The following is a 22800-nucleotide window of genomic DNA, read 5'->3' as shown; positions in this document are numbered from 1 at the left end:
GATCGAGCGCCGGGCGGCCGTTGTCGGCGCAGTAAAGTCCGGCAACGCGGTCGTGGATGAAGGAGAAGTCGATCACAGCATCGATCTTGCGAAGCAGGTGATCCTTCGGAACCAGACTGTCGAGCGTCACCATCTCGAGTGCCGTCTGCGACGGAGCGGGTTTCTTCAACATGGCCAATGAATCACAACCCCCTGAACAAGGCCAGGGGTTTGTCAGCAGTCTGACGGCGCGGTCAAACCGCGCCGTTTTGCTGTAAGCTGCAAATTTTTTGGCTTTTTGAACGAATCGCTTATTCTTGAATGATGGGCCTTTCCTTTCTTCGGCAAATCAGCGGCAAAGGGGCATCCGCTGGGACGACAACCGTTCGCAGCGAACGCATCCACGCGGTCGCTGGGCGGGAACTTCCCTTGCGCGTTTTCGAAAATCCCCGTGCCAAACGGCTGACCTTGCGCATCGAAACCGGCGGCAAGGGATTGCGTGTCACGGTTCCGCCCGGCCTTCCCGAACGCGAAGTGCTGAGCTTTCTCAACCGCCACGCAGGCTGGATTGAAAGCCGCATCGCAAAACTGCCCGACCAGCCGGGCGTGCGCGCCGGTATCAAAATCCCCCTGCGCGGCGTGCCGCACAAGATCGTGCACCAGCCGGGACGCGGCACCACCGAGCTTCTTGAAGGCAACATCCTGCTGGTTCATGGTGATCCGGCACATCTGCCGCGCCGCGTTGCCGACCACATCAAGCGCGAGGTGAAGCGCGAGATCGAGGCGCTTGTCGCCCGCCACACTGCCGCTGTCGGCCGCAAGGCGAAAGCGGTGCGTTTCAAGGATACGAAAAGCCGCTGGGGATCGTGCACCTCGGACGGCGTCCTTTCCTTCTCCTGGCGCATCGGCATGGCGCCTGCCCCGGTGATCAATTATCTTGTCGCCCATGAAGTGGCCCATCTCATCGAGATGAACCATGGGCCGAAATTCTGGAAACTCTGCCATGAGCTTTGCCCCGACACGGAGCGCTGCAAGGCGTGGCTGAAGCGCAATGGCAGCGCATTACAGGCTATCGACTTTACATGAACCCATCCGTACTGACCGCCGCCAAGGTGCTGTGGGATTATCACTGCATCTATGATCCGCTGGAAACCGCCGATGTCATCATCGGGCTTGGCAGCTACGATCCGCGCGTGGCCGAAAGAGCAGCCGATCTTTTTCTCGAAGGCATGGCGACCTGGCTGGTATTCACCGGCAAAAGCGGCCACTGGACGGAAAAGCTCTATAAGACCAGCGAAGCGGAAGCCTTTGCCGAAATCGCCATCAAGCGCGGCGTGCCGGAAAAAGCGATCACGATCGAGCCCAATGCCACCAATATCGGCGAAAACATAAGGTTCAGCCGCGAAAGGCTTGCGCCCGGCGCCATCAGCGCCATCCTTGTGACAAAGCCGCAGACCCAGCGCCGCGTTCTGGCGACCGTGGCGCGCCAATGGCCGGAAGCGCGCGCAAGCATCACCGCTCCCCTCACCGCCTTTGAAGACCAGCCGACGGCGGATCATCCGGTCGAAATGCTTATCCATGAGATGACTGGCGACCTGCAACGCATTCTGGAATATCCCGCCAAGGGCTACCAGATCGCGCAGGCAGTTCCCCTTGAGGTCATGGAGGCGTATGATTTTCTGATTGCACAAGGTTTTGACGGGCATCCGGTCCGATAGCAACTTGAGTAGTGCCCTGATTTGTGCGACGGGGAACCTATGGTCCTTGATATCAAAATATGCGGGTTGAAGACGCCGGAGGCTGTTGCCGCCGCCCTCGACGGCGGGGCGACGCATATCGGTTTCATCTTCTTTCCCAAAAGCCCGCGCCATATAACGCCGCAGACAGCGGCAAGCCTGCGCGATGCGGTCAAGGGACGCGCGCTTGCGGTTGCCGTTACAGTCGATGCCGACGATGAAACGCTGGACGACATCGTGAAAACGGTGAAGCCCGACATTTTGCAGCTGCATGGCCACGAGACGCCGGAACGCGTGGCCTCCATCAAGGCGCGTTATGGCCTGCCGGTCATGAAGGCTTTTTCGGTGCGCGAGGCCAGCGATCTAGCGCCGATTGCGGCCTATAAAGGCATAGCCGACCGTTTCCTGTTCGATGCCAAGCCGCCGAAGGGATCGGAGCTTCCGGGCGGCAATGGCGTGTCATTCGACTGGGAACTTCTGGCTGCGCTTGACGCGGATATCGATTACATGCTTTCCGGTGGATTGAATGCGGACAATATCGCAGAGGCGCTGCACAAGACCCATGCGCCCGGTATCGATATATCGTCTGGCGTCGAGCGCGCGCCCGGCGAAAAGGATGTGCGCCTCATCGAGAATTTTTTCCGGGCTGTCACTGACGCCCGCAGGCAGCCTGAAATGACGGAGCGAAAGCGTTGAACAAGCCGGTTGAACCCAATTCCTACAAAACAGGCCCCGATGAAGAAGGCATGTTCGGTATTTTCGGCGGACGCTTCGTTGCCGAAACGCTGATGCCGCTGATCCTCGAATTGCAGGAAGCCTATGAAACGGCCAAGAACGATCCTGAATTCAAGGCGGAGCTGAACGCGCTTTCCACCTACTATGCCGGTCGTCCTTCCAAGCTCTATTATGCCGAAGGCCTGACCAAGCATTTGGGTGGCGCGAAGATTTACTTCAAGCGCGAAGACCTCAATCACACCGGCAGTCACAAGATCAATAATTGCCTTGGCCAGATTCTGCTGGCCAAGCGCATGGGCAAGACCCGCATCATCGCCGAAACCGGCGCTGGCCAGCATGGTGTGGCTTCGGCCACCGTTGCCGCGCGTTTCGGCCTGCCCTGCGTGGTCTATATGGGCGCAACCGATGTCGAGCGCCAGAAGCCGAACGTGTTCCGCATGAAGCTGCTCGGCGCCGAAGTGAAGCCGGTTTCCGCAGGTAACGGCACGCTCAAGGATGCGATGAACGAAGCGTTGCGCGACTGGGTGACGAATGTCGAAGACACCTATTACCTGATCGGCACTGCCGCCGGTCCGCATCCCTATCCGGAACTGGTGCGCGACTTCCAGTCGGTGATCGGCAAAGAGGCACGCCAGCAAATTCTGGAACAGGAAGGACGCCTGCCGGATGTGATCGTGGCTGCGGTTGGCGGCGGCTCCAACGCCATCGGCCTGTTCCATCCGTTCCTCGACGATGCCTCCGTGAAGATCGTCGGCGTGGAAGCTGGCGGGCGCGGTCTTGACGGTGACGAACATTGCGCCTCGATGAGCGCTGGCCGTCCCGGCGTGCTGCATGGCAACCGCACCTATCTCCTCCAGAACGACGAAGGCCAGATTCTCGAAGGCCATTCGGTTTCCGCTGGTCTCGACTATCCGGGCGTCGGGCCGGAACATTCGTGGCTGAAAGACAGCGGGCGCGTCGACTATGTGCCGATCCTCGATGATGAGGCGCTGGATGCATTCCAGCTTTGCACTCGCACCGAAGGCATCATTCCCGCCCTCGAATCCGCCCATGCCATCGCGCAGGCCGTGAAAATGGCCCCGACCATGGGCAAGGATCAGGTCATGATCGTCAATCTGTCCGGTCGTGGCGACAAGGATGTCCACACGGTCGGCAAGCTTCTCGGCATGGACATCTGACATGGGCAACGACGTCGCCGAAATCTCCGTCTACAAGCCGCGCGCCGCATGGTTCGACGGCCTGACGACGTGCGGTCCGGCGACGATCAAGCTCAACATCATTGAAGCCGATCCGGCCAACCCTGTCGCGGAAGCCGCTGTTGGCCTCGCCCGCAGACAGATTGAAACCGCCGCCGAAAAGCTCGCCGCCCTGCCGCATCTGGGCGTGGGTTTCGCGATTCTGCATCAGGGTGAGGATGGCCTGTGGCTGCTCCTGCACTGGTGGCTTGAGGGCGGCATTGCCACGGAAATCCTCTGGCAGTCGGAACTCGGCGACGAGGTGGAATTCATGCCCGCACAGCCGCTCTTGATGGCCTGCGTGTGGGAACTGGGAATCATAGACTTTGAACGGCGCGCATGGATGGAAACGGCGATGGCGGGCAAGCCCGTTGCCGACTACCTGGCGCGCACTTTGCCACGGGGCACGGTATGACTACTCGCATCGACACCAAATTCGCAGAACTGAAGGCCGAGGGCCGTCCGGCGCTCGTTACCTATTTCATGGGTGGCGATCCGGATCTCGAAACCTCGCTCAAGGTGATGAAAGCCCTGCCAAAGGCCGGTGCGGACGTGATCGAGCTTGGCATGCCATTTTCCGATCCGATGGCGGATGGCCCGGCTATTCAGGCGGCAGGCCTTCGCGCCCTCAAAGCGGGCCAGACGCTTGCCAAGACGCTGCACATGGCGGCAGAATTCCGCAAGGAAGATGACACGACGCCTATCGTGATGATGGGCTATTACAACCCGATCTATATCTATGGCGTGGAGCGCTTTCTGGCCGATGCCAAGGCTTCCGGCGTGGATGGGCTGATCGTCGTCGATCTTCCCTCCGAAATGGATGCGGAGCTTTGCATCCCCGCCATGAAAGCTGGCATCAATTTCATTCGCCTCACCACGCCGACCACCGACGACAAGCGCCTGCCGAAGGTGCTGCATAATTCATCGGGCTTTGTCTATTACGTCTCGATGAACGGCATTACCGGTTCGGCCATTGCCGACACGGCAAAGGTCGGCGAAGCCGTGCGCCACATCAAGAAGAGCACCGATCTGCCGATCTGCGTCGGTTTCGGCGTCAAGACACCGGAGCAGGCCGCAGCCATCGCCGCCCATGCGGATGGCGTCGTCGTCGGCACGGCGATTGTCAACGCGATTGCCGGTGAACTGGACGAAAACGGCAAGGCGAAGGGCGATCCTGTCGCCGCCGCAACCCGGCTTGTCCACGCTCTTGCAGAGAGCGTTCGCGCTACACGCCTTGAAGCCGCCCAATAAATCGTCCATCTAAGCGGCTGAGAAGTCGTTGCCGAAGAACAAGAAACGGAACCAAACGTCATGAACTGGATCACCAACTACGTCCGTCCGAAGATCAATTCGATGCTCGGTCGCCGTGAAATGCCGGAAAACCTCTGGATCAAGGATCCGTCGACCGGTGAGATGGTGTTTCACAAGGACCTTGAGAGCAACCAGTTCGTGATCCCGTCCTCGGGCCATCACATGCGCATCAAGGCGAAGGATCGCCTGCGCTTCTTCTTCGACAATGGCGAATACACCACCCTTGAAGCGCCGAAAGTGCCGGTCGATCCGCTGAAATTCCGCGACGAGAAGAAATATATCGACCGTCTCAAGGATTATCGCACCCGCACCGGCATGGATGACGCCATCGTCAACGGCCTCGGCACCATCGAAGGCCTGCCGATTGTCGCCACCGTCCAGGATTTCGGCTTCATGGGCGGCTCGCTTGGCATGGGTGCCGGTGAAGCGATCATTCAGGGCTTTGAAAAGGCCATCGAGCTGAAGCGCCCCATGGTTCTGTTCGCCGCCTCCGGTGGCGCACGCATGCAGGAAGGCATCCTGTCGCTCATGCAGCTTCCACGCACCACAGTTGCCGTGGAAATGCTGAAAGAAGCCGGTCTGCCCTATATCGTTGTCCTGACCAATCCGACCACCGGCGGCGTGACGGCTTCCTATGCCATGCTGGGCGATATCCACATCGCTGAACCCGGCGCACTGATCGGTTTTGCCGGACCGCGCGTCATCGAACAGACGATCCGCGAAAAGCTCCCCGAGGGCTTCCAGAGCGCCGATTATCTCATGGAACATGGCATGGTCGACATGGTCGTCTCTCGCCTTGAACTAAAGAGCACGATTGCGCGCCTCCTTAAGATCATGACCAAGCAGCCTGGCAACAGCGACACTCCGGACGCCAAGAAGACGGAAGCAAACAGCAAGGCAGCCTGATCGTGACAGAAAAAGCCGCCGCCGCAATCGAGCGGCTTATGCAGTTGCATCCAAAGGGTTTTGATCTTTCCCTGGACCGCATCCGCGGTCTTCTGGAGAAGCTCGGCAATCCGCATCTGAAGCTGCCGCCGGTCATCCACATTGCCGGAACCAACGGCAAGGGATCGGCGACCGCTTTCTGCCGTGCGCTTCTGGAAGCAGGCGGCTTCGACGTTCACGTCCACACCTCGCCGCATCTTGTCCACTGGCATGAGCGCTATCGACTGGCGGCGCCCGGCGGCGGAAAGCTGGTCAGCGATGATGTTCTGGCCGATGCCATAGAACGTGTTGCAGCGGCCAATGACGGGCAGCACATCACCGTTTTCGAAATCCTGACCGCTGTGGCCTTCGTGCTCTTTTCCGAGCATCCGGCGGATGTCGTCGTCATGGAAGTGGGCCTCGGTGGGCGTTTCGACGCCACCAATGTCATTACCGATCCCGCCGTCTCGCTCATCATGCCGGTTTCCATCGACCATCAGGCCTATCTCGGTGATCGCGTGGAGCTTATTGCCGCCGAAAAGGCTGGCATCATCAAGAAGGAATGCCCGGTCGTGGTCGGCTTCCAGCCCTTCGATGCAGCGCGGGAGGTGCTTGTCTCGACAGCAGACCGGCTTGACTGTCCGGTTTCGGTCTACGGACAGGATTTTCTCGCCTTCGAGGAACATGGCCGGATGGTGTTCCAGAACGAGGATGGCCTGATCGACCTGCCTCTGCCGCGCCTGCCCGGACGCCACCAGATTTCCAATGCCGCAGCCGCAATCGAGGCCGTGCAGATGGCCGGTTTCAACCTGACCGACAAAGCTGTCGAAAAGGCGCTGATGGTGGTGGACTGGCCTGCCCGCATGCAGCGGCTGACTCATGGCACGCTTGTGGATATGGCCCCGGCAGCATCCGAAATCTGGCTTGATGGCGGTCACAATCCGGGTGCGGGTGCAGTGATCGCGGAAGCCTTCGGCGACCTTGAAGAGCGCAATGCACGCCCGCTGTTCCTCATCACCGGCATGATCAACACCAAGGACCCGGTCGGCTATTTCGAAGCCTTTTCAGGCATGGCGCGGCATGTGTTTACTGTGCCGATCCCGTCCAGCGATGCGGGCATTCCCAACGATGAGCTGGCGGTTTCCGCGCAGAAAGCCAATCTTTCGGCGGAGCCCGTGCATTCGGTTGCCAATGCGTTGAAACTTTTGCGCGACACATGGCCTCCGGATGAAGCGCCGCCGCGCATCCTGATTGGCGGATCGCTTTATCTCGCGGGCGAAGTCCTGCGAGATAACGGCACACCACCTCAATAAGCAAAAAACCCGGCTCGAAGGCCGGGTTTTTTCATCTCTTGGATGCGCTGATTACGCAGCAGAAGCCTTGATCCAGTCGGCAAGGCGGCTCTTCGGAGCAGCGCCGACCATATTGGCGGCGAGTTCGCCGTCCTTGAACATCAGAAGCGTCGGGATCGAGCGCACGCCAAACTGCGCGGCCAGTTCCGGATTCTCATCGATATTGACCTTGGCGATCTTGACCTGACCGGCCATTTCGGTCGCGATTTCGTCCAGAGCCGGAGCGATCATCTTGCAGGGACCGCACCATTCAGCCCAGAAATCCACCACGACAGGCTCACTGGACTGAAGAACGTCCGACTGAAAATTGCTGTTATCGACCTTAACGGTTGCCATAGGGCTATCCTCTTTTCTCTCCAAGAACGGCAGACATCTTTTCAGACTCACAACACATTCCGCTCTTTATTCGCTATATCATGTGGCGTGTCTGCTGCCATCCGTCAAGTTCTGGTTCGTCACCTTTACTTGAGAGTCTTTCAGGGACTGCAACGCCTCGTCCAGAATCGCATCCGGCAAGGGCATCAAAAACGGGCCTTCGGTGAACAGAAGCGCCGTTTCGACAATCCGCCCCGGATAGAGCGGCGCCAGCAATTCCCGATAGAGGGCAAGCTGCGCCCGATAGGCGAAGGGAACCGCTTCGATGGTTTTCGGCGGCGGTCGATTGGTCTTGTAGTCGATGATCAGGACACGGTCCTCGCCAACGCTGATACGGTCTATCTGGCCTGACACCGCATGATCGCGCCCGCCAAGCTCAATCGTGCCCATGATGGCCACCTCCCCGCGTGAGCCCTCCGCAAAGACAGGCGCATAGGTGGGATCATCCAGAATGGTCCGCACGCTCTGCCATGCCATCTGGCGCTCCGTTTCCGGCCAATCGGCGGCGATCCGGTCAAGATATTCATGCGCAAGCGTTTCACGGTCAGCCTGTGGCACATCGGGCAGATATTGCAGCAGCATATGGATCGCCGTACCGCGACGCAGCGCAAAGGCGGGCGTCCCGTTGCCCTGCCCCAGAACCGGTGAAAACGTATCGAGCGGCGGTTCCTCATCCGCTTCGATCAGCGCAGACGCGCCGGACGGCGCCAGGGGGCGTGGCAATCCGGTTTCCGGCTTTATCGGGCGCAGATAGTCGAGCGGCAGTGACGGCACTTTATGCTCTTCGGCTCTATCCTGATCGGCAATCTCGACCATTCCGCGCGGCGTATTGCGATAACGCCTTGCGGCAACTTTCAGCACGGGATGAACGAATGTCTCAGCCTTGGTGGCCAGCGCATCTTCGACTAGGCGATGCCATGTCTCTCCGCTTTCACGCGTGCCGCGATAGCCGCAGATGATGAGGCGATCTTCGGCCCGCGTCATGCCGACATAGAGCAGGCGGCGATATTCTTCCTCGGCCCGTGTCTTCAGCTTATCGATCTGCGCTGCCGTGAATCCGGTCTGGTATCCCGCATTGGGTTGCCAGAGATAGCCTTTCACCGGCGAATTACCGTCTGAAAAATCAAAGGGAATGAGCTTTGGCGCGCGGCAGCCGGTCCAGACAGCGCTTCCCGGATCGACAAGGAACACCACCGCCCCTTCCAGCCCCTTGGCGGCATGGACGGTCATGATGCGCACTTCATTACGCCCCTGATCGAGTTCGCGCTTGATTTCCGGCGATGCCGCTTCCAGCGTTTCAAGGAAGGCCTGCAAGCCGGGCAGACCGGCGCGCTCGGCGGAAAGCGCATAATTCTGGAATTCATCGATAATGTCGCCAGCCTCTGGCCCCAACCGGGCCAGAAGTTTTCGCCGCGCACCATCCGCACTCAATATGCGTGCATAGAATTCGAACACCGGCATGGTGTCGGCCATATTGCGCCAGCGGCTCAAGGTCTTGTGCACCTCGGCCAGCGCGGCATCGCCACGCGAGACCTGATAAAGCCGCTCGAACAATGTGAGGCTTGAACCTCGCGGATGGGCAAGATCGAAAAGCTGGTCGTCATCCCAGCCGAACAGCGGACTTTTCAGGACCGATGCCAGCGACAGATCGTCCGAAGGCTGCAACACGAAGCGCCCGAGCGCCATCAGGTCCTGAATGGCGATATGGCTGGTGAGCCGCAGGCGGTCAGCGCCTGCCACCGGAACGGACAGATTTTTCAGCGCCCGCGACAGGGCAGGCATGAACTGGTCACGCTTTCGCACCAGAACCATGATGTCACGCGGCATGATCCGCCGGTTCTGGCCCGGAATAGCTTCGCCGCTATCCAGCCAGTGGCGAATGGTAGCGGCTATCTGATCCGCCAGCCGGACAGCAGGTGCTGCCAGATGATCGACCGGCTCGCGCCAGTCGTCCGGTTCTTCCACCACTTCCGGCGTCAGCATATCCCAGATTTCCACCTCGCCCGGCGCGTCGGAACGAATGGCTTCATGCACCGTTGCGCCCGCAAGGCCGCGATTAGCTTCGGGTCTCGCAAAAACCTCGTCGACCGCCTGCAAAACATCCGGCGCGGAGCGGAACGAGAAATTGAGGCTGACTCGCTCGAATTTCAGCTCCGCATCTTCCGCCCGCAGACTGACGGAACGCCCCTGCGCCGCAAAATCCTCCGGCACTGCGCCCTGGAACGAATAGATCGATTGTTTTTCGTCACCGACGGCAAAGAGCGTGCGGCTGATATTGCGCTGGCCGAGGCCGGAGAAAAACTCTTCCGACAGCATGCGGATCACCTGCCACTGGTCGGGGCTGGTATCCTGCGCCTCGTCGACCAGAATATGGTCGATGCCGCGATCGAGCTTGTACTGCACCCACTGCCCTGCCCCGTTGCGGGCAAGTAGCGCCACGGTTCGGGTGATGAGGTCTTCGAAATCGAGCAGGCCACGCTGGCGCTTCAGGTCATGATAACGTTGCAGGAGATTGTCGATCAGCGTGAGCGCAGCCAGATTGAGCCGCACCAGACGCAACTCCTTCAGCCGGTCGAGCCCCTGTTCGACACGCGCCGCCGCCGCGTCGAAATCCTCCTCAAAATCCGGCAGAAGCTTTTTCACCGCTGCCGAGCAGACATAGGAACCGGATTTGGGCTCGCCGGTACTTTTCAGGAAGGCGGCGCGCAACACGGCTTCGCGGTCGCGCTGGCTCGTCACCTTGTCGAAACGCCGGAGTTGCAGCGTAAAATCCTGCGCGCGCGACGCCCCTTTCTGGATCGACATGATGAGATCGAGCGCATCGTCGGAAAATTCCGGTATCGGCCAGAGATCGGCAACAAGATCGTCTTCGCTGGTTTGCGGATCGAAGCCGAATGCCCGGTGCAAAGCGTCGCTTCGATGCGCGGTAACGCCCAGTTCGGCGATATAGGTCTGCAAGCCATTGCGCCTGCTTACCGCTTCATCCAGCAGCGATTGCAGGCCCATCTCGCCCGCTGCCTGCAGAACATCGGCAAAGGCAGCGGCAAGCTCCATGTCTCCGCCGCCATGCGCGGTCTCCAGCAACTGGCGACGTGCTTCACCGACAAGAGCGGCCTGCATCAAGTCGTCCATCATCTCGAAATGACCGGCAATGTTCGCCTCAAGCGGGAACTGGTGCAGGATCGCTTCACAGAAAGCATGGATGGTCTGGATTTTGAGCCCGCCCGGCGTTTCCAGCGCGCGCGCGAACAGCCGTCGCGCTGCGGCAAGCCGGGCATCGCCCGGCCTGCGTCCTTCCAGCGATTTCAGGCGCTCGGCCAGTTCGATATCGGGCAAGACCGCCCATTCGGAAAGCCGCATGAACACGCGGTTCTGCATCACCGCCGCCGCCGCCTTGGTGTAGGTGAGGCAGAGAATCTTGGACGGGTCCGTACCTTCGAGCAGCAGGCGGATAACCCGTTCAGTCAGAACATGCGTCTTACCGGAACCCGCATTGGCGGAAACCCAGACGGAAGCTGACGGATCGGCGGCCCTGCCCTGCGCAAACAATGTTTCCGGCGGAATATGGAGCTTCTTCTTCATGCCTCGCCCTCCCCGCCCGCGTCGCCACCGGCAGACCATTCCAGCACCCGCGCCAGATGATCGTAATCGCCTGTCAGGTCCGTCTCGCGGAACGGCAATGCACGGGAAAGATAGCCTTTTTCCGGCTTCTGATATTCCGCCAGCAGTTGCGCCAACCGCTGCCAGGACTCCTCGCCAAGCGCCGGGGCAGTTTTTTCCGATGGCGGTCGTCCGATCTTGAGGATGGATTCCGGCTTTACCTCGCCGCCCGCCTTGAGACGGACATAGGTGAGATCCGAAGCGCGGACCGACCCCAGTTCACGAAACGCACCGCGCACCAGAAGTGCGGCTTCCAGCGCCAGCTGTGGCGACAGCAGCACATGCGCCTGTTTGGGCGATGGCGTCGAGCCGGTCTTGTAATCGATGATTTCGGCTGTCCCGTCGCGCATCAGGTCGATGCGGTCAGCGCGGCCGGAAAGCGTGACGCCAAGTCCTTCAACCTCACGCTTGTCGGAGGAAATCTCGGCAAAGCGGGTCTGGACATTATAAGCGCGCTCGCCCTCCCAGGCCAGAAACTGCGGAATGAGCGCCGTGAAGCGCGGCCACCACACGGCCTCGATTTCGGTAGGCAGGTCCATGTCGGCAAAAAGAATGCGGCCAAGCTCCATCAGGCGTTCGGCGGCATCGGGTGCCAGCGGATCGATTGCCTCTTGCGTGAAATGACCCAGAATATCGTGGAACAAAGTGCCACGTTCTGCCGCCGCCGGATCACGGATCAAAGGCTCAAGTGGCCGCAGTTTCAGTATCTTTTTCGCAAAGATCGCATAGGGATCGCGGCGCAGCGTTTCGATTTCCGTCACCGAAAAATGCTTCGGACGGGCGGCAACAGGCGGGGCCGGTTCCGGGCGCTTGACGAAAGGCACGTCAGGTGCCTGATCGATTTCCCGTGACCACTGGATGAAACGCGCCCCGCGCCTGCGCATTTGTGCGGTCACATCAGCGCCCAGCACCGTTTCGAGCCGCTGCAGCCAGCGCGAGGCAACCGTCGGCGCATTGTCGGACCGCTGCGAGCGCGTCAGCACGACATGATCCATGCCCAGCGCCATCTGGAAATCGTGGGCGGCAAGGCCGGTGCGCCGTTCAGGCGGATCGAGCGCGATCATCGACTTCATCGGGCGCGACATGAACGGATCGTTGCGGGTGCGGGCAGGCCAGCTTCCCTCATTGAGACCGCCGATCACCACCGTATCCATGGTTTGCAGGCGCGCCTCCAGCGCACCCCAGATGAAGAGGCGCGGATGACCGCCCGGATGCGGTTTGACCGTCTCACCCGCCATCAAGGCATCCAGCACGGCTGGCCATTCGGAAGCTTCAAAATCAAGCCCGGCTTCGCTTGAAACCAGTCCGCGCAAAAAGGCGGCGAGCTGTTCTCCGCGTTCGCCGGAATAAAAAGGCGCGACACTGGCCTTTTCGTTGCGCGCCAGATTTTCCAGCGCCTCGACCGTGGCGCGTGCGATTTCGCCGATCTCGGTCCTGCGGCCAGCGAGGACGAAAGGTGCGAGCGGCGCCACGGCATTCGACAGGCTTTCGCAAAGATTTCGCGCAGCGGCGATCATATCCGGCGTAACCGTGTCGTGCCATGCCGGTAGCCACGGCTGGCTGGCGCTTTCCTCCAGCCGCCGGTCGAAAAATGCCGGAAGATCGAGCACGGAAGCGCGGCCCGTGCCGCCGCGAAAGGCGATGAGTTCGAGCGTTTCGGCGGCAAGGCGGCGTTCGATGCGGGGGGCCTCCAGCCGCAGTAGCGGATGCTTGACCAACGCCAGCAAGGCAACTGGATCGCCCGGATTGAACACGGTTTCGACCAGCAGCCGCAGCAATGTCGTGGTTTCGACATCGCGCAGATGCCGTCCGCCCGAATCGTCGGCGTCGATGCCGAAACGGGCAAGTTCGCCCACCACGCGCCGCGCCAGATTACGGTCGGCGGTGACGAGGGCCGCCGCCTTGCCTTCCTCATTGATCGCATCACGCAAGGCAAGCGCGACGGCGAGCGCTTCTTCGCGTTCGTTGGCAGCTTCAATCAGGTCGATCGTCTGCGCGGCCATGTGCAGACTGTCCGCCTCTATATCGAGCTTGCCCCACGCATCGGTCGTTTCCGCCGGGCGCAGCGCCTCGCTTACCACCCGCTCGCGCAGGCGTTTGGAGACTGGCATATCGTCCAGATGTTCCACATCCTCGCGCAAGGTCTGCATAGCATCCAGAAGTTTGCGCAAACCGAACTGCGGATGACCGTAAGTCGAGGGATTGTCGGTCACCGATGCCAGCAGCTGCCAGGCCGCATCATCGAGATCGCGGTCCAGCCCCGGCAGCACCACCGCTCCATTCGGCAAGTCGGCGATGGCGGAAATCAGTTCCGCAGTCGCCGGTATGGAGCCGGTGGAACCAGCGACGATAACCGGACCGGCGGGCGGATGGGTGCGCAGCCGCTTTACCTCACTCCATATGAGATCGTTGCGATGCGCTGCGGGGTTTGAGAGCTTACGCTCCGCCAGAATATCCGGCCACAGATTGGTGACGATATTGAGAAAGCCGAGCGTGACCTGCCACCAGTCGGCGAGGTCTTCCGGGGCAATGCTCGCAAGCTCGCTCCATGCAGCTCCGTCGGTTTCAACCTGATCCATCAACCCCGCCAGATCGCGGGCAAGCCAGATCGCATCGGCAGTGGTTGCCGGAACGGAAACGTCGTCAACGCCAAACAAGGCACGCACATGGGAGGGCAGCGATTCCCGCCATGGACGGATCAATCGCGCCAGAAGCAGAAGCCGCTCCGCCGTGCCGATAGGCGGATTGATGTCGAACACGCCCGACGAACCGGCATTGAAAAAAGCGGCATCCTCATCCACATCGCCGAGCGGTTTTATCGTCGGCAATATAGCGCTTCTAGCTCGATTCTTATCTACTAAAATCGATCTTAGCGCACGCGCCGCGCGGCGCGTCGGCACGTAGATGGTTGCATTGGCCAGTACCAGCGGATCGGAAGGATTGCCGGGAAAACCTTCGACCAGCCGCCCTTCCAGAAGTGCATTGGCAAAGGCTGGCAAAAACGGTGTGCCGGGAGGAATTGAAAACAGGCGCTGTTTCCCATCTCTGGGTCTGCGTGCGCTCATGTGCTCACCTCCTTATGCAAATGCGGTCAGTGCGGCCTCCGCCTCGCCGATGGCGTCCGGCGTCCCGACGGTCAGCCAGTGCCCGGTCATTGGCATACCATAAAGGCGACCCGCCGCAATCGCTTCATCAAAATAACGGTTGAGCGAGGACACGACCGGTTCCGCGCCATCGAAAATGCGGGGATGGATGATTCCCGCACCGGCATAGATCACCGGCTCGCCGGAGATATCGCGCGCACGACGCAGATGTCCCTTCTCGTCGGCAACGAAATCGCCCTTGCCTTCATAGCCGGTTCCCTGGTCGAGACGGGCCGTCATCAGCAGAATATCCATCCGCTCCGCATCCCAGACCTCAGCCAGCGCCGTAAGGTTGGGGGCCATCTCATCACCAACCCAGAATGTATCAGCGTTCAGAATGAAAAACGGTTCCGTTCCCAGTGTTGGCAGCGCCTTCACAATGCCGCCAGCGGAATCGAGCAGCATGTCGCGTTCATCCGAGATCACGATCTCCAGATCGTTACGGTCCCGAAGATGCTCTTCAAGCTGGTCGGCCAGATAATGCACATTGACGACTGCGGTGCGGATACCGGCGCGTGCCGCCGCATCGAGCCCCCAGTCGAGCAAGGGCTTGCCCGCTACCTTGACCAGCGGTTTTGGTATGGTTTCGGTGATGGGCCGCATGCGCTTGCCAAGACCGGCAGCAAGAACCATTACCAGTTCAGGCATTTTCATTGCGCGGCCTCTTCCTGCTGCATCAACCCCAATTGCTCAAACCATGCAGCCACAGGCGCCATGACCGGATCTTTAAGCACACGTCCGAGATAGTCGTGAATGCGGGGCAGATGCTCCAGATAAGCCGGCTTACCATCACGCTCGTCAAGGCGCACGAAAAGACCGAGCAGCTTGGCATTGCGCTGTGCGCCCATTGCCGCATAGGCCTTGCGGAACAAGCTCTCATCGAACGCATGCCCGAGCGCACGGCGCTCTTCGCAATAGGCTGCGACCACAGCCTGCTCCAGCTCCGGCGAAATCGTTACGCGCGCATCGAGCGCCAGCGAGGCCACGTCATAGGCTGCTGGCCCGATCATCGCATCCTGAAAATCGATGACACCGATCCTGTCCTTGCCTTGTGCCTCCGGGAACCAGAACAGGTTCGGCGAATGATAGTCGCGCAAGAGCAGGCTTTTCTCGACATCGGCAATCCCGGCGATCACGCGATCCCAAGCTGTCTCGAAAGCTTGCTTTTCTGCCTCTGTCAACTGCCTGCCCATCATGCGCGGCGCATACCACTGGCCGATCAGGCTGACCTCGATCATCATCGCATCGCGGTCAAAACCGGCGATGATGTGGTCAGGATAGCCAGGCACCGGCGCACGGTCAGGCCAAGTGATACCGTGCAGATGCGCCAGAAAACGCCCGGCGGCTTCATAACGTTCCGCGACAGGTTCGCCGGACGTCGCACGCACGCCTTGCGTTCCAAGATTTTCGAGAATGAGAAAACCGGCATCAAGATCCGCGGCACGCATTTGCGGCACACGAAAGCCCTGCCTCGCAAGAAGCCCGTCAACGGCAGCAAAGGCAAAAATGTTTTCCGCCAGATGCGCAATCTGCCGATAGGATTTGCCGTCGCGTAGCGGCGGATCATAGGGCATCTGCGGCGCATTCATCAGAATTTCGAGACCATGGGCAGATGTGCGGATCGTCTCGTACTTGCGCGGGGACGCATCGCCCTGCAAATAGCGCCGCGTTGCATCGGAACGGCCATGGCTGTCCAGAAATGCCCGAATAGCCCGCGAACGTTCCAGACGCTGGATCGCAGCCACGGGACCGGACACGGCAATGCGTCGCCCTGCCCCTTCATGGCTCAGCCTAACGGCAAAAGACGGGTCAGGCAAAAAACCCTCGCCCTGCTCCGGCCATTCGGCCAGAACCACGCCGTCTTCCATAAATTCCGGCAGTCCCAGCTCATCCAGTTCTTCGCCGTGCGAAATACGGTAAAGGTCGGCATGGGCGACCGGAATCCGCAATTGCTCGTAGCTTTGCACCAGCGTAAACGTCGGGCTTGGAACGTCCAGCCCTTCGTCATCGGCGATTGCCCGGATGATGGCACGGGCAAGCGAGGATTTTCCCGCCCCCAGATCGCCGGAAAGCGTGACAAGATCGCCCTTTTGAAGCGCGAGGGCGAAATCTTCACCAAATCGCTGCGTTGCGGTTTCATCGGGCAAGAAATAGCTGATGCTGGATTGTGAGGCGCTCATAGGCACCCTTTATCTTATTCGGCGGCGATGCGGAAGCTGCGTGTTTCCGATGGAAAGCGGCAAATCACCGTTGTTCCGCGACCGGAACCCGTGTCGATATCCACCGATCCGCCATGCAGTTCGACAAAGCTCTTGACGATGGCAAGTCCAAGCCCGGCGCCGCGGCGGCGGCCGCCATTCGGATAGGACTGGAAGCGCTTGAAAACCGTATCGAGTACCTCGCCCGGCATGCCCGGACCGTCATCGTGGACCGCGAAGACGATTTCCGATCCTTCACGCGCCACTTGCAGCCGGATGCTGGAGCCTTCGGGCGCATAATTTGTGGCGTTGGACAGGAGGTTGAAAAGCACCTGACGGACGCGGTTGGCGTCGGCCTTGAACACATCCACATCGTCGGCAACGTCGACATCGAGACCGATATCGTGGTCGCGCATCCGCTCGCTGACGCGAGAGGCGGCAGCCGAAATCGCCTCCACGACGGAAACGTCGCCGACCTCCAGTTCCATGATGCCCGCATCGACGGTGGCAAGATCAAGAATGTCGTTGACGATGGTCAGCAATACCGATGACGAGGTGCTGATATGGTCGAGATATTCGATCTGGCGTTCGTTGAGCGATCCGAAAGTCGGCGTCTGCAACAGTTCGGTAAAGCCGATGATGTTGGTCAGCGGCGAACGCAACTCGTAGGAAACGTGCTGGACGAAATCGTTCTTGATCTGGTCGGCCAGTTCCAGCGCCTCGTTCTTTTCCTTCAGCGCCCGTTCGACGCGCACCGTGTCGGTGACGTCGATGAAGGTCAGCATGGTCTGGCCCTTGGGCAGCGGCACCACGGCAAAGGAAAGAATGGTGCCATCGTCCAGTTCCACCTGCCCCATGCGCCCGTCGCGCTTGTCGAGGAAGCCGGTGACGGTGGAAACGAAATCATCCCACAAGCCATTACCGCCGCGCTCGCTGCATATTTTGGCAATCGACGAAATATGCGTGCCTTCAACGATTAGCGGCATCGGCAGCGCCCAAAGATCGGCAAAGGATGGGTTGGAAAGCCGGATACGGCCATCGGAGCCGAACACCGCCACGGCCTCCGCCAGATGGTCAAGCGTTTCGCCCTGCACCTTGATGAGCGTATTGTAGCGGCCTTCGAGTTCGAACTTTTCGGTCATGTTCTCGAAGAACCAGGTGACGCCGCCTTGCGGATGCGGATTGGCGACGACGCGCATGGTCCGAGTATCCGGCAGATGCCACATATGTTCCTGCGGCTCGACAGCGCGATAGGCGGAAAGGACAGAATCCTTCCACTTGCGCCATTCCGGCTGTTCGGGCAGCTTGCCTTCCGAACGCAGGCGGTCGAGGATCAGCGTGTTGCTCGGCTGCGATTCCAGCCAGGCCGTATCGAGCGACCAGAGTTTGGCAAAAGCCTGGTTGAAGAATTGCAGCTTCATTTCGGGATCGAAAATCGCCACCGCAGTCGAAAGCTGGTCCAGCGTTTCGGCATGGCTCTTCAGCGTGCGGTTCAACTCCTCGCGCACGGCCTGCACTTCGGTGAGATCAACGCCGAGGCCAATGGAACCCGTGTCCGCGCTGACATCGGTCACGTTGAAAAGGCGACGATCGCCATGCACGACAGCCGTCAATTGTTCCTGTAGCACAGGTTCGGCAAAACGGTCACGCTCCAGACGCTGACGCGCCTGCGCGCCGAACAGCTCACGCCCTTCGGAAATCACCTGGCTTGCATCGGCCATATCGACCGCTCGCGCATAGGCCGCATTGACCCATTCGACGCGACCGCTGGCATCGCGTGCCCAGACCGGCTGGTCGATCCGGTCGAGAAGACGGCGGAAGAGCTCGATACGCTCGGAAAATTCGCGGTTCTGCGCCTGCAGTGCCGCGCGTTCCGCCTGTACGCCCTGGAGGCTCAGGAAACGCGCCACCGCAAAGCCGCCTGATGTGCGTCCGCGCACGTCGAGCAGGGTGCCGTTGACAGTTTCAACCGTGAGATCGAAAGACCGCGCCTGTTCGCGCAGCATCGCAATGGCACGTTCAAGCGCCACGACCGATTGCGGGCGCAGCCAGCGGCCAAAGGCCAGAAATGCCGAACGATCCTGCGGTGCCGCACTTTCGTCCGGCAGCAACCCGACAACCTCGGCGCGCGTGCTGTGGCCATCCCAGACCACGATGCGCTGATCCTTGAGGTTGAGCAGGGCCTCATTGCGCTGCGCGACCAGATTGAGGTCGGCGAATTTGGAGCGCAGTTCCTTGTTTTCTGCGGCAACACGCGACCGTTCGCGGATCAGCCAGCCGGCAGAAAGAAGCGCCGCGCCCATCACGCCGAGGAACATGGAAAACTGAATGACCTCGAAAGCGCCGACGCTGCCGCCGCCAAAGGGAAGGGCGATGCGCGCCGATTCCGCACCTTGTGCAAAAGCAGGCACGGCAGCGAAAAGCGTTGCAAGGGAAACGGAAGCCTTCATCACGGCTTTTTTCAGGGAGAGCCAGGCATGCGGCTTCGCAACATGGGCGGCAGGACGCCATTGCCTGCCAGTAACGATTGCGGAAACATTCCGCAAAATCCCTGTTGCGCCGAACTCTGGCATGTTGTCCTTTTCTCCGCCACCCGGCCATGAAACCCGCCCCAGGGCAGACTGGCCGTATTAAAACACTTCAATACACATCGAGCCTGACCATACGCACGCCGCCACAGTGCACGATAGTCAACGCGTTTTCAGGTATTCAGGGGATGAATCGTCCTCTCGCTTCCCGCCACAACGGCAAAAAACGCGCAACGCAAACACCCGCTCAAACACCTTGATTCGCCTACACAATACCCTTCCGGCGAATCCACGTGAAGCATCTTGCACGCAAAAAGAAAGACCGGGCGGCTTGTCAACCGCCCGGTCTCAACATGTAGTGCAATGCTTAATGTATGGTTAATACCTGTAGTGTTCCGACTTGAACGGCCCCTGTGGAGTGACGCCGATATAGGCGGCCTGTTCCTCAGAAAGCACAGTCAGCTTGGCGCCGAGCTTGTCGAGATGCAGGCGCGCGACCTTCTCGTCGAGATGCTTCGGCAGCACATAGACCTCATTCTTGTAGGCGTCGGTGCGGGTAAACAGCTCGATCTGGCCCAGAACCTGATTGGTGAACGAGGCCGACATGACGAAGCTCGGATGCCCGGTTGCATTGCCCAGATTGAGCAGGCGGCCTTCGGAAAGCAGGATGATGCGCTTGCCGTCCGGGAACTCAATGAGATCGACCTGCGGCTTTACATTGGTCCATTTCAGGTTGCGAAGCGCGGCCACCTGAATTTCATTGTCGAAGTGACCGATATTACCGACAATCGCCATATCCTTGAACTTGCGCATATGGTCGATGGTGATGACGTCCTTGTTGCCGGTCGTGGTCACGATGATATCGGCAGTGGAAGCGGCATCATCCAGCGTCACGACCTCGAAACCGTCCATGGCGGCCTGAAGCGCGCAGATCGGATCGACTTCGGTCACCTTGACGCGAGCGCCTGCACCGGCGAGCGACTGGGCGGAACCTTTGCCGACATCGCCATAACCGCACACGATGGCAACCTTGCCAGCCATCATGACGTCGGTGCCGCGACGAATGCCGTCAACGAGCGATTCCTTGCAGCCATACTTGTTGTCGAACTTCGACTTGGTGACGCTGTCATTGACGTTGATGGCCGGGAAGGGCAGGAGACCCTTCTTCTGCAACTGGTAAAGACGGTTGACGCCGGTGGTGGTTTCCTCGGTCACGCCCTTGATGGCGTCGCGCTGGCGCGTAAAGAAGCCCGGCGTTTCAGCCATGCGCTTTTTGATCTGCGCGAAAAGTACTTCCTCTTCTTCCGAACCGGGGTTCGAAAGAACATCCTCGCCCGCTTCGGCACGCGCGCCGATGAGGATATACATGGTGGCATCGCCGCCATCGTCGAGGATCATGTTGGACGGTTCGCCGTCCGGCCACTGGAAGATCTTGTCGGTATAGGTCCAGTATTCTTCAAGCGTTTCGCCCTTGATGGCGAAAACCGGCGTGCCGGTTGCAGCAATCGCGGCAGCAGCGTGATCCTGCGTCGAGAAAATATTGCAGGAAGCCCAGCGAACCTGTGCGCCGAGCGCCTGCAGCGTTTCGATCAGAACGGCAGTCTGGATCGTCATGTGCAGCGAGCCGGAAATGCGCGCGCCCTTCAGCGGCTGCGACTTGCCGAATTCCTCGCGGGCAGCCATCAGTCCGGGCATTTCGGTTTCTGCGATATCTAGTTCCTTGCGGCCCCAATCGGCCAGGCTAAGGTCCTTGACGACAAAATCTTGGCTTGCGGTCATCGCGTGCTCCAGTCAAAGGCAGTCCCAGCCCGACGAAAAAGCAGTCTGCGGCCGGAATTGCGTTCCAGTATGGAGCGGCTTCCCATGCGTGAAAGCGCCCCGGCTGGCGACTTGACTAGCAGATTGCAGCCAGAAGCACAACGCAATATAAAGAAATCTTTATACGTGCATATCAGTCATGTTTGCCGCGCAGGGGATCGATGACCGTCAAGGGAAGATCGACCTGCAATATTTCGAGCATGTGGCGAAAGCCGGAAACGGGATAGGTTTCGCTTTCCGTGACAAGGGCAACCGTTCGGCCCGCGCCGCCTTCGGGTTGCGGGAGCGCGGCGATCACATCGTCTGCCGGATCAAGAAACCGCCAGTTCGGACGCGCCTGCTCGAAGAATGATCTCAGCCATGGCAGGTGGGTGCTGGAGAGGGTCAGCGTGTCGATGAGCGGGTGGCTTGCGGCAATCTCATCGCAGAATGCGGCAACCTTTTGTGCGGTCCCATCCGGCTCCCGAAGAAAGGCCCCGTTTTCCACCAGCTCCACCATCGGTGAGGCATTGATCAAGGCAACATCATCCGGTCTGTCGGCCTCGGCCCGCACAAAGCGCGCAAGCTCTTCGCTCTCGATCATCGAGCGCACGCCCATGACTGCAACCTTGCCGCTGCGGCTTTTGTCAAGCGCGGCCCGAACCGGCGGCGCCACACCGTAAACCGGAACTGAAAACTCGCTTTTCAGCGTGTCGAGGACCATGACCGAGGGCGCATTGGAAGCAAGTACAATCGTTTGAGCGCCAAGGCCAGTCAGATACCGGATCGTATGACGCATGATCGACAGCAGCTGATCCCGGCTTTTGGCGCCATAGGGAAAACTGGCCCGATCGGCCAAATAGATGATGTCACGCTGCGGTTGGCTGCGCCTTATCAGTTCGACCAGAGCGTAACTGCCGATGCCTGCATCGAAAACGGCCACCGGATCGTCGAGATCACCTATCGCAACGGCTCCGTGCTTCAGCATTCTTCGCCAAACTTGTCGGCAATGAGCGCCTGGAGCGCGTCGAGTACCGCATCGGCCTGTTCGCCCGAAGCGCTCACATCAATGCAGCAGCCGGGCGATGCTGCGAGCATCATCAGGCCCATGATCGACGTGCCGCCCACTGTCATGCCGTCCTTGCTCACGCGGACATGTGCGTTGTAGCCATCGACCAGCTGCACGAACTTGGCCGAGGCGCGCGCATGAAGGCCGCGCTTGTTGACAATCTCGAAGGATCGGGAAACTGCGGTTTCGGGTTCGTATTGACCGGTAACGGGCACGCTGGAGTGCATGAATTACTTTCCTGTCAGGACCTGGCTCGCAACATTGATATATTTGCGCCCCGCATCCTGCGCTTCGCGCAGCGCTGTCTTGATGTCGCCCCCGATGCGCACGCTCGACAGCTTGATAAGCATCGGCAGATTGACGCCTGCGATGACTTCTACCTTGCCTTCTTTCATGACGGAAATGGCGAGATTGGACGGCGTACCGCCGAACATATCGGTCAGAATGATGACCCCGCTGCCGTTATCGGCCCGCTCCACAGCGTCAACGATATCCCGCCGACGCTGCTCCATATCGTCTTCGGCACCGATGCATACGGTCTCGAAATTGTCCTGCGGCCCGACCACATGCTCGACAGCATGCAAAAACTCTTCGGCCAATCTTCCGTGCGTGACAAGCACGAGTCCGATCATACTATAAAAGCTCCCGTCGCGTGCCCGCCGCATCACCCCGCCAGAGTGTCAGATGGCACTGAAACCACGCCGGAAAAACGCCGGCGAGTTGTGCATCTTGGCAGCGCAAATCTTGATAGCAAGTGA

Annotated in this window: 18 protein-coding genes and 1 pseudogene; 8 read left to right on the top strand and 11 right to left on the bottom strand. The window is 59.9% G+C overall.

Annotation, left to right across the window (positions count from 1 at the left end; all coding sequences use genetic code 11):
• A pseudogene (locus tag F9K78_RS13605) lies at nt 1–172 on the bottom strand (IS5/IS1182 family transposase); the annotation flags it as partial.
• 131 nt (nt 173–303) lie between these two features.
• On the opposite strand from F9K78_RS13605, the gene F9K78_RS13600 reads away from it, so the two are divergent.
• Genes F9K78_RS13600 through F9K78_RS13565 form a run of 8 tightly spaced genes read left to right on the top strand, consistent with a single transcriptional unit; the run spans nt 304 to nt 7233 of the window.
• Nucleotides 304–1065 carry a M48 family metallopeptidase gene (locus F9K78_RS13600; RefSeq protein ID WP_121986832.1) on the top strand — a complete coding sequence of 254 codons (762 nt, stop codon included), beginning with the start codon at nt 304–306 and terminating at the stop codon, nt 1063–1065.
• Complete coding sequence (locus tag F9K78_RS13595) at nt 1062–1697, top strand: YdcF family protein (RefSeq protein ID WP_121986833.1); 636 nt, start codon at nt 1062–1064, stop codon at nt 1695–1697. Before F9K78_RS13600 ends, F9K78_RS13595 begins: the two co-directional genes overlap by 4 nt.
• A 39-nt stretch (nt 1698–1736) precedes the next feature.
• On the top strand, nt 1737–2411 hold the full coding sequence (locus tag F9K78_RS13590) for a phosphoribosylanthranilate isomerase (RefSeq protein ID WP_121986834.1): 675 nt from the start codon (nt 1737–1739) through the stop codon (nt 2409–2411).
• Nucleotides 2408–3628, top strand: a complete 1221-nt coding sequence (gene trpB / locus F9K78_RS13585; RefSeq protein WP_121986835.1) for a tryptophan synthase subunit beta — start codon at nt 2408–2410, stop codon at nt 3626–3628. The genes F9K78_RS13590 and trpB overlap by 4 nt, the downstream gene beginning before the upstream one ends.
• A 1-nt stretch (nt 3629) precedes the next feature.
• Nucleotides 3630–4100 (top strand): hypothetical protein, encoded by a 471-nt coding sequence (locus F9K78_RS13580; RefSeq protein WP_121981238.1) that lies wholly within the window; start codon nt 3630–3632, stop codon nt 4098–4100.
• Nucleotides 4097–4936 (top strand): tryptophan synthase subunit alpha, encoded by an 840-nt coding sequence (gene trpA, locus F9K78_RS13575; RefSeq protein ID WP_121986836.1) that lies wholly within the window; start codon nt 4097–4099, stop codon nt 4934–4936. Before F9K78_RS13580 ends, trpA begins: the two co-directional genes overlap by 4 nt.
• Before the next feature lie 60 nt (nt 4937–4996).
• Nucleotides 4997–5902, top strand: a complete 906-nt coding sequence (gene accD / locus F9K78_RS13570; protein WP_151682237.1) for an acetyl-CoA carboxylase, carboxyltransferase subunit beta — start codon at nt 4997–4999, stop codon at nt 5900–5902.
• A 38-nt stretch (nt 5903–5940) separates the two neighbouring features.
• The gene (locus F9K78_RS13565; RefSeq protein ID WP_174813488.1) at nt 5941–7233 is read left to right on the top strand and encodes a bifunctional folylpolyglutamate synthase/dihydrofolate synthase; all 1293 of its coding nucleotides are present in this window, start codon (nt 5941–5943) and stop codon (nt 7231–7233) included.
• A 51-nt stretch (nt 7234–7284) separates the two neighbouring features.
• Here the strand turns inward: F9K78_RS13565 and trxA are convergent, their stop codons facing one another.
• The 10 genes from trxA to F9K78_RS13515 all read right to left on the bottom strand — a co-directional run bounded on the left by trxA (nt 7285) and on the right by F9K78_RS13515 (nt 22674).
• The gene (gene trxA / locus F9K78_RS13560; RefSeq protein ID WP_006473274.1) at nt 7285–7608 is read right to left on the bottom strand and encodes a thioredoxin; all 324 of its coding nucleotides are present in this window, start codon (nt 7606–7608) and stop codon (nt 7285–7287) included.
• 78 nt (nt 7609–7686) lie between these two features.
• The gene (gene addA / locus F9K78_RS13555) at nt 7687–11229 is read right to left on the bottom strand and encodes a double-strand break repair helicase AddA (RefSeq protein WP_151682236.1); all 3543 of its coding nucleotides are present in this window, start codon (nt 11227–11229) and stop codon (nt 7687–7689) included.
• Complete coding sequence (addB, locus tag F9K78_RS13550) at nt 11226–14372, bottom strand: double-strand break repair protein AddB (protein ID WP_151682235.1); 3147 nt, start codon at nt 14370–14372, stop codon at nt 11226–11228. The genes addA and addB overlap by 4 nt, the downstream gene beginning before the upstream one ends.
• A gap of 12 nt (nt 14373–14384) precedes the next feature.
• Nucleotides 14385–15104 (bottom strand): nucleotidyltransferase family protein, encoded by a 720-nt coding sequence (locus F9K78_RS13545; protein ID WP_121986841.1) that lies wholly within the window; start codon nt 15102–15104, stop codon nt 14385–14387.
• Nucleotides 15101–16630, bottom strand: coding sequence for a tRNA (adenosine(37)-N6)-threonylcarbamoyltransferase complex ATPase subunit type 1 TsaE (gene tsaE / locus F9K78_RS13540; RefSeq protein WP_121986842.1), 1530 nt, complete (start codon nt 16628–16630; stop codon nt 15101–15103). The genes F9K78_RS13545 and tsaE overlap by 4 nt, the downstream gene beginning before the upstream one ends.
• Before the next feature lie 14 nt (nt 16631–16644).
• The gene (locus F9K78_RS13535; protein WP_235925424.1) at nt 16645–19098 is read right to left on the bottom strand and encodes a PAS domain-containing sensor histidine kinase; all 2454 of its coding nucleotides are present in this window, start codon (nt 19096–19098) and stop codon (nt 16645–16647) included.
• Between the two features lie 456 nt (nt 19099–19554).
• Complete coding sequence (ahcY, locus tag F9K78_RS13530; RefSeq protein ID WP_121986844.1) at nt 19555–20955, bottom strand: adenosylhomocysteinase; 1401 nt, start codon at nt 20953–20955, stop codon at nt 19555–19557.
• A gap of 172 nt (nt 20956–21127) precedes the next feature.
• The gene (locus F9K78_RS13525; RefSeq protein ID WP_121986845.1) at nt 21128–21961 is read right to left on the bottom strand and encodes a glutamate racemase; all 834 of its coding nucleotides are present in this window, start codon (nt 21959–21961) and stop codon (nt 21128–21130) included.
• On the bottom strand, nt 21955–22269 hold the full coding sequence (locus F9K78_RS13520; protein WP_121981227.1) for an HPr family phosphocarrier protein: 315 nt from the start codon (nt 22267–22269) through the stop codon (nt 21955–21957). The genes F9K78_RS13525 and F9K78_RS13520 overlap by 7 nt, the downstream gene beginning before the upstream one ends.
• A gap of 3 nt (nt 22270–22272) precedes the next feature.
• Nucleotides 22273–22674 carry a PTS sugar transporter subunit IIA gene (locus F9K78_RS13515; protein WP_006472522.1) on the bottom strand — a complete coding sequence of 134 codons (402 nt, stop codon included), beginning with the start codon at nt 22672–22674 and terminating at the stop codon, nt 22273–22275.
• Nucleotides 22675–22800 lie beyond the last annotated feature (126 nt).

Origin of the sequence: Brucella pseudintermedia (assembly GCF_008932435.1) — a bacterium.
Lineage (GTDB): Bacteria > Pseudomonadota > Alphaproteobacteria > Rhizobiales > Rhizobiaceae > Brucella > Brucella pseudintermedia.
This window is presented reverse-complemented; position numbering and strand designations above follow the sequence as displayed.